Origin of the sequence: Rhizobium sp. LjRoot98, assembly GCF_964252935.1 — a bacterium.
GTDB lineage: Bacteria > Pseudomonadota > Alphaproteobacteria > Rhizobiales > Rhizobiaceae > Pararhizobium.
Window position 1 is genome coordinate 316,009 of the sequence record NZ_CAXUPW020000005.1, and the last position, 18,567, is coordinate 334,575.

Consider the following 18,567-nt stretch of genomic DNA (forward strand, 5'->3'; position numbering starts at 1 on the left):
AATTGCCGCCAGCACATCTGCTTGAGGTCAAGGACCTGACCGTGGACTTCCTCTCGCTAGGGGGCGCCTTCCGCGCCACCAACGGCGTCAGCTTCCATGTCGATGCCGGCGAGACGCTGGTGATCCTGGGCGAATCCGGGTCCGGAAAATCGGTCAGCGCCAGCGCCATCATGGGTCTGATCGACACACCACCGGGCGAAATCTGTTCGGGCACTATCACCTATCGTGGCAAGAAACTCGACGATTGCGGCGTCGAAGAACGACGCGATCTCAACGGCAAGAAGATCGCAATGATCTTCCAGGATCCGTTGTCACATCTCAACCCGGTCTACACAATCGGCTGGCAGATGGCTGAAGTATTCTCCGCCCACGGGGTGGCGACAGGTGCGCAGGCCCGCGCCAAGGCGATCGACATTCTGGGCCGCGTTGGCATACCGGAGCCGGAAAAGCGCATCGACCAATATCCGCACCAGTTCTCGGGCGGCCAGCGCCAGCGCATCATGATCGGCATGGCGATTGCCCTGCGCCCAGAAATCCTGATCGCCGACGAGCCAACGACCGCGCTCGATGTCAGCGTTCAGGCACAGATTCTCGATCTCCTGAAAAAACTTCAGGCCGAGGATGGGCTGGCCATCATCATGATCACCCACGATCTGGAAGTCGCAGCGTCCATGGCCGACCGGGTGATCGTCATGAATTCCGGCCGCATCGTCGAAGAAGGCCCGGCGCGCGCAGTTTTTGAAAACCCGCAGCACAGCTATACCAAAACCCTGATCAACGCCCTGCCCCATGCAGATGCCACCGGCGGAACCGGCCGTCGCTCAACGACCGATGTCGGCAAGCCAATCCTAGAGGTGAAGAACCTCAACAAATACTACGGCATTTCCTCCGGCTTCTTCGCTAAGAGTATCCAATTGCATGCGGTGAAGGACCTGAGTTTCACGATTGCCAAGGGCGAGACCGTTGGTATCGTCGGCGAAAGCGGTTCTGGCAAATCGACTGTGGCGCGGGTTCTCCTGCGTCTCAACGATGTCTCCAGTGGCGAGGCGCTGTTTCACGGCCGCGATATTTTCAAGATGGAGCCGAAGGAGTTGCTCGCCTTCCGCCGCAAGGTTCAGATGGTGTTCCAAGACCCCTACAGCTCCATGAACCCGCGCATGACGATTTTCGACATCGTTTCCGAACCGTGGCGTATCCATAAGGATATTCTCGACAAGCCACGCTGGCGCGACCGCGTCGTCGAACTGCTTGGCCTTGTTGGCCTGAAGCCGGAACATGCCGACCGCTATCCGCACCAGTTTTCCGGCGGCCAGAGGCAGCGCATCGCGATCGCGCGCGCCCTTGCCTGTGATCCGGAACTGATCGTCTGCGATGAGGCGGTCTCGGCACTGGACGTTTCCGTACAGGTGCAGGTGATCGATCTCCTGGCGCAACTGCGCGACCGGCTGGGCCTTGCCTATATCTTCATTACGCATGACTTGCCGATCGTACGGCATTTCGCAGATCGCATCATCGTCATGAAAAATGGCGCGATCGTCGAGCATGCAAGGACGGAGGATATCTTCCGCAATCCACAGCACGCCTATACACGACAGCTCATGAACGCGACGCCCCGGCCAAAATGGGAGGCCGCTCCCGTGCCGCTGCCCGCATGAGATCCTACGCCGTACCCGCGATCGTCGCGGGTGCCCTGTTCATGGCCGGAAACTCTTTCGTCGCCGCCATGGACGGCGTCATCGTCCGGCTGATCGCAGGCGAAGTTCATCCGCTCTGCATCGTCTTCTTTCGCAACCTGTTCAGTCTGATCGCGATCTATGCTATCTTTCCGCGCAGCAAGCTTTACAGCGACACCAACACCTTCTTCTGGGTGCACGCTGTTCGCGCGGTAATCAAACTCCTAGCACTGGTGGCTGGCTTCATGGCAGTCACGCAGATGCCGCTCGCTGCCGCGACAGCGATTGCCTTCACCATGCCGCTTTTCGTGATGCTGGGGTCGGTGTTCTTCCTCGGCGAGAAATTCTACGCTGCCCGTGTCGCCGCCCTTGTGCTTGGTTTTGCCGGCGTCATGATCGTGCTGCAGCCGGGCGCCGCCACGCTGAACGCCGGTGCTGCCTGGGCTCTTGCCGGCGCAATCGGGTTGGCGGCGGTCGCTCTATTGATGAAAGTCTCAGCGGGCCGCGAGGATCCCCTGCGTATCGCCTGGCTCAATCTCGTCATCACTGTTCCGGTTGCCTTGTTGATCGCACTCCCGGTCTGGCAGATGCCATCTTTCTATGCCCTGTGTCTGATGGCCTTTCAGGGTGTTGGCGGCCTGATGGCTCAGCTTGCCTTTGCGCGCGCAATGAAGCTCGCCGACGCATCGCTTCTTGTTGTGGTGGACTTTATCCGCTTGCCGCTGGCGCTGGTGTTTGGCCTGGCCATGTTCGGCGAACCGATCCGCCTTGCAGTCGTCGTCGGCGGCATCGTGATTTTCTTCGCCATCCTGATGCTCTTTCACAGGGAGAATGGGCGAAAAACCTAGCGTTGTACCCCGGTTTCTCCAACCATCCGGAAAATGTCCGTTTCTGAGTCCCAGCATTTTCAAAAGGCTCCAGCTGTCGATATTTTCTCGCACGAGGGCGTCGCCTTAACTTGCCGCAATTCGCAGGGAGGATTTACATCCGCGTTTCAGGCAGCGTTCGACCACGCGATTTCGCGCCAGGTAGAGATCGCGCGGGCTCGAATCTGGCTGTGATCAGTTGCGGGTGGATGTTTGCGATGAAGGTGGAAAAGATTTGCGATCTGACTGTGGCTTGAGACGAAACGGTGGCATTGACGTGTCGACTTGAAGCGCACCAGTCATCGTTCCCGTCGTGAGTGTACGTGGGGATCGAGCCGCACCGACCGCGCGGCTCGAAGATTGTCGTTACTTCCCGCCCCAGGCTGCCGGATAGTCGGGCAGCTTTTCGCAGCCGCACATCGCGTGGTGCAGCGGCGGCATCTTGTCGTTCACATACTGGTCAAGCGTCTCGGCGGAGATCGCCGGCTGCGGCATTACCCATTCTGGCCCCGGCACCGCCTCGCCCTTCAGCACCTTGACGGCCGCGATGACCGGCGTGCGCCACTGATAGGTCGGATAGGTCGGCGCGATTGCCTTGAAGCCCTCTGCCTTCCATTTCATCAGGAAGTCCTGTTGGTCCTCGCCAGTGATGATCGGCAGCGGCAAGCCGGAATCCTCGAAGGCCTCCAGTGCGGCGACGGCCGTCGCGCCGGCATCCATCCAGATCGCATCGATCGAGCCGCGTTGCAGATAGTCCTCGACGATGGACTTGGTCTTGGCGTTGTCGCCCTCGGTGAATTCCTCGCCGATGACGTTCAGCCCCTTCTCCTTGAAGATGCGCTTGGCCGCAGAGGCGCGGGTTTCCAGCACGTCGACGCCGGGCACGATCCGCAGCATCAAAACATTCGCGCCGGCCGGTGCGGTGGACGCCACGAACTCGCCGGCCTGGATGCCGAAACCGTAGCCGCCGACCGGGTGGATGAAGGTCACCGGGCACTTGGTGTTGACGCCGCGGTCGAAGACGATGACCGGCAGCTTCGCACAGGCTTTTTCCACTGCGGGCGTCAGCGCCGCCGTGGTGTTCGGCGAGACGATCAGCGCCGAGCACTTGCCGCCGTTGATCAGGTCATCGATGTCGGAAATCTGCTTGTCGTCGGAGCCTTCGGCATCGACATGAATGAGTTCCTTGATCTCCGGATGCAGCTTCACCTCGGCCTGCATGTTGGTCCAGCCGGTCACCCGCCAAGCATTGTTCACGCCGGCATTCGAGAAGCAGATCGTGTAGGGACCCTCCTTCTTGTATTGCGTGGTGTCGGCCATCTGGTCACCGTAATATTGCACCCATGGTTCCCCCTCCGGACCATTGGCTTTCGCCGTCAGCATTTCGCGCTGGCGGGCAAATTCCGCGGGGTCATCAAAGTTCAGCTGTTGGGCCTGTGCCGTGCTGGCAAGCAGGGCAGCAGAAAGGGCGGCGGTCAGCAGTTTTTTCATGTCTCACTCCCATTTGATCATGATAGTCAGGTTCCTCCCGGCGGCCTTGCGGCCGGCGAAATTCAGGTCCGGCCGGCGCGGTTGCGCCGGTAGGTGGCAAGCACGACGGCGACGATCAGGATCACGCCCTGCACGACGTCGCGCACCGGTTTCGGCAAGCCGATGAAATTGAGCAGCGTGAAGATCGCCGTCAGCGTCAGCGCGCCGGCGATCGACGCCGGCACCGAGCCGCGCCCGCCGAGAAGCTGCGCCCCGCCGATGACGCAGGCGGTGATCGCCTGCAATTCGTAGCCGACGCCGACATCGGTCGAGACACCGGCAAAACCGCCGAGCAGGATGCCAGCCGTCACGGCACTCAGCGACGAGATGACGAAGGCGATGATGCGTACCCGCTCCAAGGGAACGCCCGACATCTGTGCAGCGCGGGGGTTGTCGCCGATCGCATGCAGCAGACGCCCGAGATTGGTGCGGTGCATCAGCCAGAACAGGCAGAGGCCGACCACGACAAGCACGAGCAATGCCACCGGCAGGAACTGGATGAGCGGAATGCCCTGAATGTTCACGCGCCCGAAAAAGCGGAACGTGTCGGGCAGGTAGCCGCGCGGCGAACCGCTCGACCACATGAACGCCGCGCCATTCAGCGTGATCATCATGCCGAGCGTCGCGATCAGCGAGGGCACCCGCAGATAGCTGACAACGAGGCCGTTGACCACGCCGACGGCAAGCCCGAGGGCATACATGACCGGGATTACCCACCAGCTCGCATCGGCATTGTTGTTGAGCAGCATAGAGGAACCGACCACCGTCAGCGTGATCACCGAGCCGACCGAGAGATCGAAGCCACCGGAGACGATGACGTAGATCTGACCGGCAGCAAGGATCGCAAGCGGTGCGGCCCGCTTCAGGAAATTCATGTAGCCGGTGGGCTCGACGAAATTCGGGTTGGACAGCGTGATGGCGACAAGCAGCGCTGTGAGCACGAAGAAGACGGGATTGATCTTCGGCAGACGACCGCTGTTCGTCGCGCCGGGCGCCTTTGCGGAACCGACGGTTTCCTGGATCATGCCACTATCCTCTTCGAACGTACGGCGTAGAAAGCGACGGCAGCGACGATGATGACGCCGCGCATCACCTGCTTTGCGAAGGCATCGACGCCGGCGAGATTGAAGATCGAATCGATCAGCGAGAAGATGATGACGCCCGCGACAGTACCCCAGATTCCGCCCTTGCCGCCGGACAGGATCGTGCCGCCGATGACAACCACCGCGATCGACTCGAGGTCATAGGCGCCTTCCGCGCCTATCCACGGCGACCCGGATTTGAGACGGCTTGCGAGATAGAGGCCGGCGAGTGAGGCGCAGAGGCTGCAGATGATGTGGCTTGCCATCACCACCCGCGTCGTCTTGATGCCGGCAGCGCGCGCCGTATCGCGGTTGCCGCCGACCGAATAGATGTTCGAGCCGAAGCGGGTGAAGCGCAGCACAGCCCAGGCCGCCAGCACGAGGAGCACAAGCACGATGAGGCTGACCGGCAGCCCGAGCACCTCGCCATAGGCGAAATACTGGAACGCATCCGGCACCGAGCCGCCAAACCGGCCATGGAAGGAGGCGAGGCAGCCCTGGATGATCAGCGCCATACCAAGTGTCGCGATCAGCGGATTGACTTCCAGCTTGGTGATCATCAGCCCGTTGAGCGTGCCGACCACGGCACCCATCAGCAGCACGGCGAGAATGGCAGGCACCATCATCGCCGGATCGCCGTTCATGATCGCCGAAGAAACGACAGCGGACGCCGAGATCAGATGCGCCACCGACAGGTCGATCGATCCGACGAGGACCGCAAAGGTCTGGCCAACGGCGGTGATGCCGAGCGCGATGGAGCGGTTGAGGATCGAGATCGCCGCTTCCGGCGTCAGGAAGCGTGTGAGGCCGAGGCCGAGCGCGATCGCGATATAGATGGCGAGCGCTGCTGCAAGCAGCAAAGCCGGTGCATAGCGCTCCATGCGCCAGGCAGGACGTTTGGTGAGGGTCGCCGTGTTCATGCCGCCACCGCCTCTTCGCCGGTCGCCGCGAGCATGACATCGGCCTCCGACACGCCACGCGAGAACGCGGCCACGAGTTCGCCGGCGCGCATGACTAGGATGCGGTCGGCAGCACCCAGCACCTCCGGCAGGTCGGACGACACCATCATGATCGCCGTGCCCTTGCGCGCGAGATCGCGCATCAGGTGATAGATACCGGCCTTGGCATTAACATCGATGCCGCGCGTCGGCTCAATGAAAATCAACAGCCGCGGTGCGAGCGCCAGCCAGCGCGCCACGATCGCCTTCTGCTGGTTGCCGCCCGAAAGCGCCTTGATCTCCTGGGAGAAGCTGCCGGCCCTGACATCAAGATCGTGCAGCAGCTTGTTCATCTCTTCAGCTGAGGTAAACGGCGTCGCATCGGCCTTGCCGGCGAGCCCGGAAAGTGCCCTTGACGTCAGCAAACCATTATCCGCCACCGACTGCATCAGCACCAGCGCTTCGGCCTTGCGATCGCCCGGAAGCAAGCCGATACCGGCGCGGATAGCGTCGCGTGGATTGGTGAAGAGCGCCGGATTGCCGACAAGCAAAACCTCGCCCTCGGTGAAGGGTAAAAAACCGAAGATGGCCTGGGCGAGCGCCACCCGCCCTGCCCCCTGTAATCCGGCAAAACCGACGATCTCACCGGCGCGAAGCTCAAAGGAAATATCCTTCAGCCGGTCGTTGCCGGCATGGCGCACGGACAGCACGACGTCGCCGATCTCCTGCGGCGTCGCAGGTGCCGCATAGAAATCGCCGATATCGCGGCCAACCATGGCGCGCACGATCGTATCGGGTTCCGGCACATGATCGAAGCTCGCGGCCGTCTCGCCGTCTTTCAGAACGGTCACCCGGTCGGCAAGCCGCGTGATCTCGCGCATGCGGTGGGTAATATAGATGATCGCGACATTCCGCTTCTTCAACGTGTCGACGAGGCCGAACAGCACCTCGCATTCCGCCTCGTTGAGCGCCGCGGTCGGCTCATCCATCACGATAACCTTCGCATCGAGCGACACTGCCTTGGCGATCTCGACCAGCTGCTGGCTGGCGACATCGAGGTCCGCCACGACCGTATCCGGCTCGATCCGGTGCGCGGAACCGAACAGCGCCAGCACGCGCCGTGCCTCTGCGTTCATCGCCTTGTGGTCGATCAGCCCGAGCCGCGTCGGCTCGCGGCCGAGAAAGATGTTCTGTGCGACGGTGCGCTCCGGCAACAACGAGAATTCCTGGTATATCACGGCGATACCGGCGCGGATCGCCTCCAGCGGGTGGGTGAAATGCCGCTCCTCGCCGCTGACGACCACGGCGCCGCCATCCAGCCGGTAGAGGCCGGAGAGAATCTTCATCAGCGTCGACTTGCCGGCGCCGTTTTCGCCGGCGAGCGCGTGTACCTCACCCCGATAGGCGGAAAAACTTACGCTCTTCAGCGCCTTTACCCCGGGGAAACTCTTGGTGATGCCGCGCATCTCGATTGCGGGATTGTTCATGCTGCTGCCCATGTCTTGCGAATGAACGTTGCGCTTTCGGAGAAAAGCGTCTCGAAATCCGGAAACAGCGGCCGCCAGACGCGGGTCGCCGCCGCAATCGCCGGTAGGCCGGCCCCGAAGGCCTCAAGCGTCAACCAGCCGTCATAACCGATTTCCTTCAACACGGTGAACATCGCCGCGAAGTCTATGTGCCCCCGCCCTGGGATGCCACGGTCGTTTTCCGACACATGGAAAACGCCGATATCCGGACCGATCAGCCGGATGGCCTCTTCCTGCCGGCGCTCCTCCACATTGGCATGGAACGTGTCGTACATGATCTTGAAGGCGGGATGCCCGACCCGGTCGACATAGGCGCGGGCCTGCTCCATCGTGTTGAGATAATAGGTCTCGAAGCGGTTGAGCGGCTCGAGGCTCAAATAGATCCCGTGGGTCGCTGCCCGCTCGGCCAGCGCGCGGTGTGCATCCGCACCGTATTTTAACTCGTCTTCGCTGGCGCCGGTGCCCGTGAAGACGCCGATCGGCGCATGAAAAGGCCCACCCATGCTTTCGGCGCCGAGCGCGATGGCGCAATCGAGCGCCCAGTCGAGATGGGCAAGCCCGCGCGCCCGAACCTCGGCATCGCCACTGATGGGACTGGCCTCCGGTGTCGGCACGATCGAGGTGGTCGACCGGCCAAGTCCGAGGGCGTCGAGTTTTTTGCCCAGGCGCTCGTAGTGAGCGACCTCGCCCTTGAGGACCGGCACCTCAACGCCGTCGTAACCGAGATCACGCAGCCGACCGATGTTATCGAAATGACTGTCCTCGACGAAATCCGTCAGGCACAGAAGGTTGATGCCGAGTTTCATGGCGCGCTCAATGCAGCTTGATGCCGAGATCACGGCAAGTGGCGCGGATCCAGGCCAGCGACTTCTCGATCATCGGCCCCGCCGCCCCTTCGCATTCAAGGCTGAGCACGCCGTCATAGCCATGGTCATGCAGTTGGGCGAGGCAGGCCCTGATATTGTCGGCATTGACCCCGTCGCCGAGCGCGCAATGGCTGACGGCAATGCCGGTCTGTCCGCCCCGCACTGCGTCTGCCAGCGATTGCGACACGTCCTTGACGTGGACATGGCTGACCTTGTCGATGAAACGCGGAAGAAACTCGGTCGGCTCCTGGCCGGCGATGAAGGTATTGCCGGTATCCATGTTCATACGCAGCCACTTCGAATCGACGAAGTCCAGCATGCGTGCCATGAATTCCGGGCGTGTCGTGAAATGCCCGTGCGGCTCGATATTGACGATGATCTCGTGTGCCTCCGCGACCTCGATGATCTTCTCGTAGCTGCGCTTCATCAGCGCCATCGATTCCTCTTCGCTCAAGCCCTCCGGCATGTGCAGCCCATCCGTCGTGTCGACGCAGGGGCTGCCGGCCTGCGCGGCCCAGGCGATCGATTTCAGCACATAGGGCACACCCCTAAGCGGACCGTCCTCGCCGGAAAGCGGATAGGCGGCATCGACCTGGGAGAAGCGCACGCCGTATCGGTCCATCTTGCGGCGAAGCAGTGCGGGGTCTTCGTAGAGCGCGACATGCGGCTGGTAGCCGAGGCCGTGAATCCAGCTCACGCCGTCGATCAAGCCGCACTCAATGAAGTGCACATCGTGGTCGTTCGCCCACTGCAAGCATTTTTCGAACGACCAGTAGGCCGAATTGAACGCGTCCGTGTGGAAGCCTATCCGCACCGGCAAATCCTCCCTGTTTCCCCTCCATGCCATTGAGTTTCAACGGCAAATCACCGGTGCTTCGATTTGTCACTTGATGATGGTCAAGTATTGCGCAATAAATGGTTGCCCGCGTTCGAAATAGAGGAGTGGTAAATTTTGAACATCGGCGGAGGAGAGTGATGAACAAAGCCAACAACGAACGGGCCGTCGGCCGGCCCGCTGTTTTCCGTGAGCCGGGCGCCCTGCTTTATGCCGGCAACTGCCAGGACCTGATGAAGGCGTCGCTTGCCGGACAGGTCGCGCTCAATGCCTGGACGAGGCGAGGTTATCCGGGGACGGACCTCGGCAAGGCGCTGCCACAAGTCTGCTCTGTCGGCGGCTGGGACGCGACGACGCCGCAGGACTGGGGCCTGCGCGAACATTGCAACGAGGGTGTCAAGATCGCTTATCTGGCGCGCGGTTCGCTGACCGTCACGATGGATGGCCGTAAAACCACGCTCAACGAAGGCCAGATGTTCGTCGTGCGGCCATGGCAATTGCATGCGCTCGGCGACCCGACCATCGGCGCCAGCCATATCATCTGGGTCCTGATGGATATGGGCGTGCGCCGCCCGCACGAGACCTGGCTATGGCCCGATTGGATCGGCTGGCCGGAGCGGGATCGCAAAAGGCTGAGCGAACTCCTGTCGAAAAACGAGCAGATTTCCTATCTCGCTTCACGCGACGTCACGCGCACCTTCCTGGAGATTCACGAGGTGGTCGCCGGCGGCGACATCGAGGGCGGCGAAGCGAGGCTGCGCCTGCTGATCTCGATGATGCTGCTGCAGTTCCGCCAGATGCTGGAAAGCCAGTCGCCGGTGCTGGACCTTGCCCTTGCGAGCTCGAAACGCACCGTGGAGATTTTCCTGAAACGACTACGACACGCGCTCGACGAAGACTGGACGCTGGAGAACATGGCGGCCGAGTGCAATCTCTCACGCACCCAGTTCACCCAGCATTGCCAGGTACTGACCAACATGACGCCTGTTCGCTATTTGCAGATGCTGCGACTCACGGCGGCACGCCAACTGCTCGAGAGTGGTCAGCAATCCGTTACCCACGTCGCCTTCGACTGCGGATTCTCGTCCAGCCAGTACTTTGCCACCTGCTATAAGAAGCGTTTCGGTTTTTCTCCGGTGGAGACGCCGCGACTGCAGGCAACTATGAGTGGCTGAACGCGTTTGCGGCAGGTTCCATTTGCCGGAACGGGCGGGCTTCAACGCCGGCGGTGGCCAGCAGGCCGAGCTTGCGCCAACATTCCAACCGGGTACCCCCTTGGGGCATTGCCAGTAAGACGCGCTCCATTCGAGCACGCTCCGATCGAGAGCTGGCAAAGGGATTTCTTCCTGCGGTAAGCCTACGACTTGCTTTCGGCGACTAACGGCATTTGGTTCATTCTGTATAACAGGTTCTCCGCGGCCTTTATCGGCAACAATGTCCTCAGCATATCAGGCCAGTTATCGAGAGCTATCCTCACCGACTTTTTGATTTCTTTTTCGATCCAGTCCGGTTCCAACTCCAGGAAGTCGGCAATCCGGCGAAAGCGATGCAGGCTGACCTTGGAAAAATCGTAAGTTCCCGCCATTTTCAATGCGAGCCGATCACCAGGGGCGAACAAGACTGTAGGGACGATATCGTAAGCCGGCGACAGCCGTATCACGCCCGGTGCTGGTAAAATAAAAGACCAGTTTTTCAGGTGGTTGTCACCGTTTCCAATGAGGACATCGGCAACCATCCTGCGAAACCCCTCAAGGACGTCAGCACGCCAGTCCGTACTAAAGCGCTTTATCATATTCAGCATCGTTTCATAGGTCGCCATGGTGTATTTCCGCTCCCCTACCGCACCCACGATTTGAGCACCATCTTCCATATGAATGCGTTGCTCTGCACCAGGCCTGTCGAAGCGATCGACGACAAGGGCGTTTTCCCCCTCGCTGAGAAGCCTCTCATCTATGCCGTAGATATTCTTGGTCGACGTTAGGCGACAATTTGCCGTGTCAATCCCGAGCATTTTGCTGAGGGTCATCGCGGCATACTCGGCCTCTGGAAGACCGGGATATTGCTTCGTTGGTACTTTCAAAATGCACCGGCCTTCGCCGGCGCGCCCCGGCGCAGTAATCCGATCGCCATCTGCAATTGCCGAAAATTTGAGTTGAACGCCAGCCAAGGAAAATTTCACGGCTCCTTCAGGCAAAGGGGCGGCCACGCCGCGGATACTTTGAACTTCGATCGGACCAACAGACGAGGGCACCGCTGTTTCAGGCGTGACAATAATTCCTCCCGGCAAATCTGCCCCGAGACGGATCAAGAGATCGAACTGGTCGTGATCGCCAGGTCCCATCTCACTCATGACGAGATCACGCAGTGCGCCTTCGGGCAATAGGCCGGAAAACCATGGCGGCAGATAGCCATTGAGACCGATTTTGTCACCGCGACCAGCAAAACGCTTCTTCGTCGCCGGGGACATACCAGCTTAAACTTACAATTGGCCGCTGGTCATCGCGAAAATATGCTTCGTCCACGAAGAAGGCGGACGCGCCGGTGCTGTCGCGCGAAAGTGTACCGACGCGAACCATACTTTGGTCGGGCCGAACCAGCCTAACGGCTAAAACTGCACTCTCCTTCGCCATCAAGATTCCTCGTCATCGGAAAGATCAACAAAGAGGTTTTCGAACGTTTCGTTGTACTCATCACCCCTTTTTGATGAGGCCCGTCTGGGGGCTAAAGACTCCGCTACATCCGCATATCGTTCCTTCGGCACCAGAAGCGGCATGACACCCAAAGCGTCGCAACAGTCGAGAAGAAGGGCCAATCGGTCCTTGCCCTTGCGGCTATGAACGAGATCTCGTTCCAATTCGGAAATCCGCGCACGGTCCCGGCCCACGCGCTGCGCAAGATCCGGCTGCGTCATCGCCCTTGCTTTACGGGTCGTCTGCAGCTGTGAACCGAGTTCTTTCGCAATATCAAGCGCCATTACGCTACTTCTCCCATTAAGAGCGTCGTTACGCTACCGAAAAACTTGACGACACGAAAGCGGAATTGCGCTCATTTGAGAACATAGATCGCAGTTCCGATTTTTTGAGGTCGAAACAAGATTTCAAAGAATCGTACGCGGCCTCATCAATCAAAGACAACAACGACAGATTTTATGGTGACGCCCCGTCTCCATCGGTCGTGGGAAATGGCCCAATGGCTTCTGATCAATGAAGATTGGTAAGCCGCAGACAACGTAATGTCGCCCACGACAGCACTATTCTTTATTGAATGATACATGTTCCTGGCCAATCCCTGCAGGAGTTCCGCGCGCAGCCTACCAGAGACACGGCGGCGATCAGGACGCAGGCGATGGCGGTAATTTTTTTCAATGTTGCGTTTCTCAATGGCTCGGTCCTTGTCTCTCACAGCAGACCGATGGCTGGAAGGGCGCCGGATGTCCCCGCGACCGTTTGCGGTTGTCGTTCGTCGTCCTCAACCGGGCGCTTCCCTGTACACGCCAGAAACCCGATCGCGGGACGCAAAGACTGGCGCAGCCCACATCATCAAAGATCGGGATCCGCCATATTCCAGATCCGTGTGCAAACGCCATTCTATAAGCTAAGCTCTCGAAATAAACACCTTGGCGGACCCGATCCTCGGGCCTTTACGCCGCCTTGCGCTTTCGAAACGGCCCGTGCGGGATTTCGGGTGGCGCAAAACTGTCAGCGCCGGCGCGGTCCCAGCGATCGTACCAATCGGCGAGTTCCGGAATTTCCGCGCCCGATACGAGGAAGCCTTCGGGAAGATAGGGATAGGCCTCGTTGCCGTCGAGAAACTCGTTATCCTTCTGCCGGAACATGAAATGGTAGGGCATGAAATTGCTGGGATCGTTCAGGCCGGCGGCACCAGCGATTTCCCCCAGCGCCCGCATGGTGTTGCGATGGAAGCGGGCGACGCGGTCGCTCTTATCGCCGCGGTCGATCGCGCGCTGGCGTACCGGATCCTGCGTGGCTATCCCGACCGGGCACTGGTTGGTGTGGCAGGACTGCGCCTGGATGCAGCCGATCGCGAACATGAAGCCGCGCGCGGCATTGCACCAGTCCGCGCCGAGCGCCAACGTGCGGGCAATGTCGAAGGCCGACACGATCTTGCCCGCAGCCCCGATCCTGACCTGATCACGAATGCCTGCGCCCCGCAGCGTGTTGTGAACGAAGGTGAGGCCCTCAAGCATCGGCATGCCGACACGGTTGGCAAACTCGACCGGGGCAGCACCCGTCCCGCCTTCCGCGCCATCGACCACGATGAAATCCGGAACGATCCCGGTCTGCAACATGGCCTTGACCATGCTCATGAATTCCCGGCGATGGCCGATGCACAATTTGAACCCGACCGGTTTGCCGCCCGAAAGTTCACGCAGTTGGCCGACGAACTGCATCAGGCCGATCGGCGTTGAAAATGTGCTGTGCGCGGCAGGCGACATGCAGTCGATACCCATCGGGATACCGCGCGCCTCAGCAATTTCGGGCGAAATCTTCGAGGCCGGCAGCATGCCGCCATGGCCAGGCTTCGCCCCCTGGCTCAGCTTGATCTCGATCATCTTGATCTGGGGATCGGCGGAAAGCTCTGCGAACTTTTCTGCAGAGAACCGGCCGTCATCGCCGCGGCAGCCGAAATAGCCCGATGCGATCTGATAGATCAGGTCACCGGCGCCCTGCCGGTGGTAACGGCTGATGCTGCCTTCCCCGGTGTCGTGGGCGAAACCACCCTTCCTTGCCCCGGTATTGAGGGCGAGGATGGCATTGGCCGAGAGCGAACCGAAGCTCATGGCCGAAATGTTGTAGAGGCTGGCGCTATAGGGCTGTTTGCAGGCCGGGCCGCCGACACGCACCCGGAAATCCGTATCGGCAATGGTGACCGGGGTGGCGGAATGGGTGAGCCAGGCATAGCCTGAACCATAGACATTCTCGATCGTACCAAAGGGCCTTTTGTCTTCCACGCCCTTGGCGCGCTGATAGACGAGACCACGATCCTGCCGGTTGAACGGAACAGCGTCGTTGTCGCTTTCGATGATGTATTGGCGGATTTCCGGTCGGATGCTTTCGAGCAGGAAGCGCAAGTGCCCAACCACCGGATAGTTGCGCAGGATCGCGTGCTTGCGCTGGCGCAGATCGTGAACGCCGAGAAGGAACAACGCGCCGCAAATCGCAGCGACAAAGAGCAGCCAGCCATTGTAGATCAGGGCCCCGCCGAGGGAGGCAAACGTCGCCGCCCCGAAAAAGAGAAACGCTGCATAGCGTTGATTGGAAACGAAGGCCTTTACCATGATGTCTGATCCGAAAAGTCGCTGATGTCGAGGGATGTCGGTGTATCGGGGTGCGTGCAGGCATACACGGCGAACGACACGACCACTCCCATAACCGTCCTTGTGGAGCCGAATGTTTAGGAAGCGGTAAAAAGCCAGTCGTTCGCCGCCGTCTCAGGTGCCTGGCGCGTTTTTATTCACAAACTCGCCAGGCACTTTTGCTGGTAACGTTCCTAGAAGCTAACGCCTTCCAGTTTCCCGATCAGCAGGTTGCGGTCCTCGATGGATCTCAGCCGCACTGTCAGGGCCATGCTTTTGACCGGCACCTGCGGCGGCAGGGACAGGGCGACGCCCGGAATGTTTTCGGTCGCCCATTGCTTGAAGCGGGGCAGCTTGTTCGGGCCGCTGATGGGGAACGTGTGGGTGTATCGGAAGCTCATTGTTGGCACTTTCTAAAAAATGAGCAACGGCCGAGCAAGAATGGGCCGGCGTTGCTCCGCAGGTTATAGTCTCGGATCTGGCAAACTCCTGGCGCCACTCTTGCCGTCGCAGGTAGTGGCGCCAGGCTGTCAGCGTCCGGTGCTGATCCTGCGAATGGGAGAGATGAAGGCCCGTCGGCAGCGGCGGACAAAACCCGTTGGAAACATCGGAGCGTCCTCAGTTGCCGGTCGTACGCAGGGCGTTGAAGGGCAGATTGTGCCTGCCGGACCGGCTGAAGGCTTCCAGACGCTCCGGCGCGGCATCAAGTGCCCTCACGAACGCGGCAAGTTCGGCATCGTCGAGTTGGTCTGCTGCGGCCGCCAGGGAAAACCACCGGCGTTGCCTTTGTTCCTTCTCGCGCCAATGGCTGAGCGTGCCACGCACGTTCATGCCGAACACGGCAACGCGGCAAGAAGCCCGCGAACCGTCGTCCAACGCCTTAACGTAGCGATAGGTCGTTACGGGCTTCAGCGAAATATCCCCGAAAATCCCGGCCTCTTCGAAGGCTTCCCGCGAAGCCGCGACGAGGGGCGAACAACATTTCATCGGCCATCCCTTGGGCATGATCCATCGCCCCCGCCGGCGCGAGGTGATAAGCAGGACCCTCAGTTCGCCGTCGCTTCGGATGCGCCAGGGAAAAACGCCGACCTGCTGCAAATCGTCCACGCCGCTGGCTCTCAAGGCGGGGGCGTCGGCTTTCGTCGAATAGCTCATCGTCCGTCGCCCCCGTCGAAACAACCGGAACGGGGCGATCCCACATTCCATTCGCGAACAGCGCTGGACACACGACGAACAGTAATGGCGGGGGTCTTGCACCAGGGGCACCGGGTGGCAGCGCCGGGAAGTTGATGATGACAGGTGACGCAGATCGGACGAGACCGGAACACGGACATGGATACGCTCCATTGGTGCGCCGTATAGGCGCGACATGAACCGCACTGTTTGATCGTGTGGTTCCCGGAGCGGCGGGTCTGTGGCGGCGTTACAGAATCAAGGCTACCTGCTCCGGGTAGGGGAGCATGCTTGATCGACGAGCCTCGACATCCTGATAATCGTGCCTATTTGCATAGGCCCTATGTGGCCGTTCAATGCAGCTCTTTCAAGAGCAAATGCGAGGCGCTGCTGGAATAAGAAACTTTAAAAAAGGATCATTTTTCAGGGCGCAGATCGGAGTCAGCGGGCTTTGGCGATGCGGATAAATGCGCACAACTTGCCCTGAAAGCACACATCTCCATTCACTCTGCTTACATCGCATTGCCGGCTTCGGTGCTAACCGCTAGGTTGGCCCGATGTTGACAGATCTTAATCTCAATCTCCTGCGGTCGTTCTTCATGATCGCCGAGGAGCGTAGTCTCACGCGGGCAGCAGCCCGGCTGAACATGAGCCAGCCATCGGTTAGCCAGGCGCTGCAGCGGCTGGAGGAATACCTGGCGTGTCAGTTGGTGCTGCGCGGAAGCCGGAAGTTTGAGCTGACGGCGCGCGGACAGAAGGTCTACGAGGAATGCGGCGAGATTTTCCGCGCAGTGGAACGTATCGGCCATCTCACGCAGGAAAAAACCGTCGAAGAATTCGGCGAGGTGCGCATCCAGATCATCTCGAACCTGGAATCCCCGCTCGTGAACGAGGCACTACGCCTCTACCACCAGCGCTATCCCTCCGTCACCTGGATCATGGAGGTCCAGAACAGTCAGGACACGATCAAGCGGATCCAGACGGAGAAATGCGGGATAGGCCTCTGCCTGCTGGCACGCCCGGTCTTCAGCTTGAGGTGCGAATTGCTGTTTCGCGAAGAGTTCAGCGTCTATTGCGGCGCGGAACATCCGTTTTTCGGCCGAAAGGAAGTGGAAAAGCGGGAGTTGCGCCAGGAATCCTTCGTGTCCTTCACCTGCGCCACCGGGGGGATGGGTCTCGAGCCCATGTCGGTGCTCAGCCAGAGCCTTGGCCTTGGCGAGCGGATCAGCGGGCAAAGCCCCAACCTCGAGGAAGTGCGGCGAATGATTGTTGCCGGGCTCGGCATCGGCATCCTGCCGCTGACGGCGGTACATGACGAGGTGGCGAACGGCCTTCTCTGGCCGCTGGAAATCAAGGGCTATCCGCTCGGTGCCGACGTCTTCCTGGTGACGCATCCCGACTGCGCCTATTCGCGCGCGGAGCAGCATTTCATCGACCTGGTGCAGGAACTGCGTGCGCTCTATCCCGATATGCATTGAGGGTGCCTATTCGGCACCCTCGCTCCATCAGCGGTCGGCGCGCGCCACGACGGCGTGCAACAGGACATTGAGACCCGGTGCGAGGTCGTCTGGATCGCAGTCTTCGTCGTTGTTATGGGTGATGCCGCCCTTGCAGGGCGTGAAGATCATCGCCGTCGGGCAATGCCGGGCGAGGAAATAGGCGTCATGCCCGGCCTGGGACTGGATGTCGCGCCAGTCGTAGTTCATCCGCACTGCTTCCGCGCGAATTCCATCGACCATCGCATGGTCGAAGATGTCGCCGCCCCAGAACCATTCGTCCTCGATGACCGCTTCGCAGCCGGCACGGGCCGCACTTTCGAAAACCGCGCGGCGCATCTTTTCGCCCATGACCCGGGCTGTCGCGGGATCGGGGTGGCGAACGTCGCAGATCGCCTGGGCGGTGTCGGACAGAATGCCCGGCTTATTTGGCCAGGCGGCAAGCCGCGCGCCCGTCGCCTTGCCGTCGCCGACGGCGAAATCCCAGCCGATATCGTCCACCGCGGTCAGCCAGCGCGCGCCAGCGACCAGCGCATTGCGCCGCAAGTCCATCGGTGTCGGCCCGGTATGGGCCGTCTTGCCGGTGAAGCGCACTCGCATGCCGTAGCTCGGATATCCACCCGTCACCACGCCGACATCGCGCTTTTCAAGGTCGAGGATCGGCCCCTGCTCGATATGCAGCTCGTAATAGGCGTCAATCTCGCCGGCGCGGCAGGGCCTGTTGCCATCGTAGCCGATGCGCTCAAGCTCGGCGCCGAAACGCGCGCCGTCGTCGGAGATCAGGTCTTTCACCCAATCGACATCGTAGGCTCCCACGAAACAGCCGGAGGCAACCATCGGCGGCGAGAAGCGCGCACCCTCCTCGTTCGTCCAATCGACGACGACGATGGGCCGGCGGGTGACATGGCCCGCATCGTTCAGCGTACGAACGACTTCGAGCCCGGCGAGCACGCCGGCAATGCCATCGAAGCGGCCGCCATTGATCTGCGTGTCGAGATGGCTGCCGATCAGGATGGGCGCAAGCGAGGGGTCAAGGCCCTCGCGCCGGCCGAAGATGTTGCCGAGTTCGTCGATCTCGACGCTGAGGCCGGCATCCCGGCACCAGCTGACGAACATGTCACGCATCCGGCGGTCGTCGTCGGTCAGCGTGAGCCGAGCGAGGCCGCCGGGGCGGCCCTTGCCGATCTCGGCGGAGCTTTCAATCGTCGACCAGAAGCGATCGATTTTGACGCGGGTATCTTGTGCGAACGACATGGTTCACCTTT

The 18,567-nt window shown here is 60.7% G+C and carries 16 protein-coding genes and 1 pseudogene; 4 read left to right on the plus strand and 13 right to left on the minus strand.

The window, feature by feature from the left end; all coding sequences use genetic code 11:
- The first annotated feature begins 2 nt into the window (after positions 1-2).
- Together ACSQ3J_RS18430 and ACSQ3J_RS18435 are read left to right on the plus strand one after the other, a co-directional pair.
- Positions 3-1,655 (plus strand): ABC transporter ATP-binding protein, encoded by a 1,653-nt coding sequence (locus tag ACSQ3J_RS18430; protein ID WP_156397522.1) that lies wholly within the window; start codon positions 3-5, stop codon positions 1,653-1,655.
- Positions 1,652-2,521 (plus strand): DMT family transporter, encoded by an 870-nt coding sequence (locus ACSQ3J_RS18435; protein WP_060504159.1) that lies wholly within the window; start codon positions 1,652-1,654, stop codon positions 2,519-2,521. The genes ACSQ3J_RS18430 and ACSQ3J_RS18435 overlap by 4 nt, the downstream gene beginning before the upstream one ends.
- Before the next feature lie 146 nt (positions 2,522-2,667).
- Here the strand turns inward: ACSQ3J_RS18435 and ACSQ3J_RS18440 are convergent.
- The 7 genes and pseudogenes from ACSQ3J_RS18440 to ACSQ3J_RS18470 all read right to left on the minus strand — a co-directional run.
- Positions 2,668-2,838 (minus strand): annotated as a pseudogene (locus ACSQ3J_RS18440) (IS6 family transposase); the annotation flags it as partial.
- Positions 2,839-2,905: 67 nt separating this feature from the next.
- Entirely contained in the window at positions 2,906-4,030 is a 1,125-nt protein-coding gene (locus ACSQ3J_RS18445; protein WP_060504096.1) for a substrate-binding domain-containing protein, read from the minus strand.
- Between the two features lie 62 nt (positions 4,031-4,092).
- The gene (locus ACSQ3J_RS18450; RefSeq protein ID WP_436039777.1) at positions 4,093-5,094 is read right to left on the minus strand and encodes an ABC transporter permease; all 1,002 of its coding nucleotides are present in this window, start codon (positions 5,092-5,094) and stop codon (positions 4,093-4,095) included.
- Positions 5,091-6,071: an ABC transporter permease gene (locus tag ACSQ3J_RS18455; protein ID WP_436039779.1), complete on the minus strand. Its 981-nt coding sequence runs from the start codon at positions 6,069-6,071 to the stop codon at positions 5,091-5,093. Before ACSQ3J_RS18455 ends, ACSQ3J_RS18450 begins: the two co-directional genes overlap by 4 nt.
- Positions 6,068-7,576, minus strand: a complete 1,509-nt coding sequence (locus ACSQ3J_RS18460; RefSeq protein ID WP_436039781.1) for a sugar ABC transporter ATP-binding protein — start codon at positions 7,574-7,576, stop codon at positions 6,068-6,070. The genes ACSQ3J_RS18455 and ACSQ3J_RS18460 overlap by 4 nt, the downstream gene beginning before the upstream one ends.
- Entirely contained in the window at positions 7,573-8,421 is an 849-nt protein-coding gene (locus ACSQ3J_RS18465; RefSeq protein WP_060504093.1) for a sugar phosphate isomerase/epimerase family protein, read from the minus strand. Before ACSQ3J_RS18465 ends, ACSQ3J_RS18460 begins: the two co-directional genes overlap by 4 nt.
- 7 nt (positions 8,422-8,428) lie before the next feature.
- Complete coding sequence (locus ACSQ3J_RS18470; RefSeq protein WP_436039784.1) at positions 8,429-9,295, minus strand: sugar phosphate isomerase/epimerase family protein; 867 nt, start codon at positions 9,293-9,295, stop codon at positions 8,429-8,431.
- Between the two features lie 161 nt (positions 9,296-9,456).
- Here ACSQ3J_RS18470 and ACSQ3J_RS18475 point away from each other — a divergent pair, with 161 nt between their 5' ends.
- Positions 9,457-10,491 carry an AraC family transcriptional regulator gene (locus ACSQ3J_RS18475; protein WP_060504091.1) on the plus strand — a complete coding sequence of 345 codons (1,035 nt, stop codon included), beginning with the start codon at positions 9,457-9,459 and terminating at the stop codon, positions 10,489-10,491.
- A 182-nt stretch (positions 10,492-10,673) separates the two neighbouring features.
- On the opposite strand, the gene ACSQ3J_RS18480 is transcribed toward ACSQ3J_RS18475, so the two are convergent.
- The 5 genes from ACSQ3J_RS18480 to ACSQ3J_RS18500 form a co-directional block, all read right to left on the minus strand.
- Positions 10,674-11,783, minus strand: coding sequence for a type II toxin-antitoxin system HipA family toxin (locus tag ACSQ3J_RS18480; protein ID WP_436039786.1), 1,110 nt, complete (start codon positions 11,781-11,783; stop codon positions 10,674-10,676).
- A 162-nt stretch (positions 11,784-11,945) separates the two neighbouring features.
- The gene (locus ACSQ3J_RS18485; RefSeq protein WP_060504089.1) at positions 11,946-12,290 is read right to left on the minus strand and encodes a helix-turn-helix domain-containing protein; all 345 of its coding nucleotides are present in this window, start codon (positions 12,288-12,290) and stop codon (positions 11,946-11,948) included.
- Between the two features lie 666 nt (positions 12,291-12,956).
- Positions 12,957-14,615: an FMN-binding glutamate synthase family protein gene (locus tag ACSQ3J_RS18490; RefSeq protein WP_060504088.1), complete on the minus strand. Its 1,659-nt coding sequence runs from the start codon at positions 14,613-14,615 to the stop codon at positions 12,957-12,959.
- Between the two features lie 212 nt (positions 14,616-14,827).
- Entirely contained in the window at positions 14,828-15,034 is a 207-nt protein-coding gene (locus tag ACSQ3J_RS18495; protein ID WP_060504087.1) for a hypothetical protein, read from the minus strand.
- 217 nt (positions 15,035-15,251) lie between these two features.
- Positions 15,252-15,788: an NUDIX hydrolase gene (locus tag ACSQ3J_RS18500; protein WP_082512102.1), complete on the minus strand. Its 537-nt coding sequence runs from the start codon at positions 15,786-15,788 to the stop codon at positions 15,252-15,254.
- 617 nt (positions 15,789-16,405) lie between these two features.
- Here ACSQ3J_RS18500 and ACSQ3J_RS18505 point away from each other — a divergent pair.
- Entirely contained in the window at positions 16,406-17,284 is an 879-nt protein-coding gene (locus ACSQ3J_RS18505; protein ID WP_244482076.1) for a LysR family transcriptional regulator, read from the plus strand.
- Positions 17,285-17,311: 27 nt separating this feature from the next.
- Here the strand turns inward: ACSQ3J_RS18505 and ACSQ3J_RS18510 are convergent, their stop codons facing one another.
- Entirely contained in the window at positions 17,312-18,556 is a 1,245-nt protein-coding gene (locus ACSQ3J_RS18510; protein WP_060504085.1) for a Zn-dependent hydrolase, read from the minus strand.
- Positions 18,557-18,567: the final 11 nt, after the last annotated feature.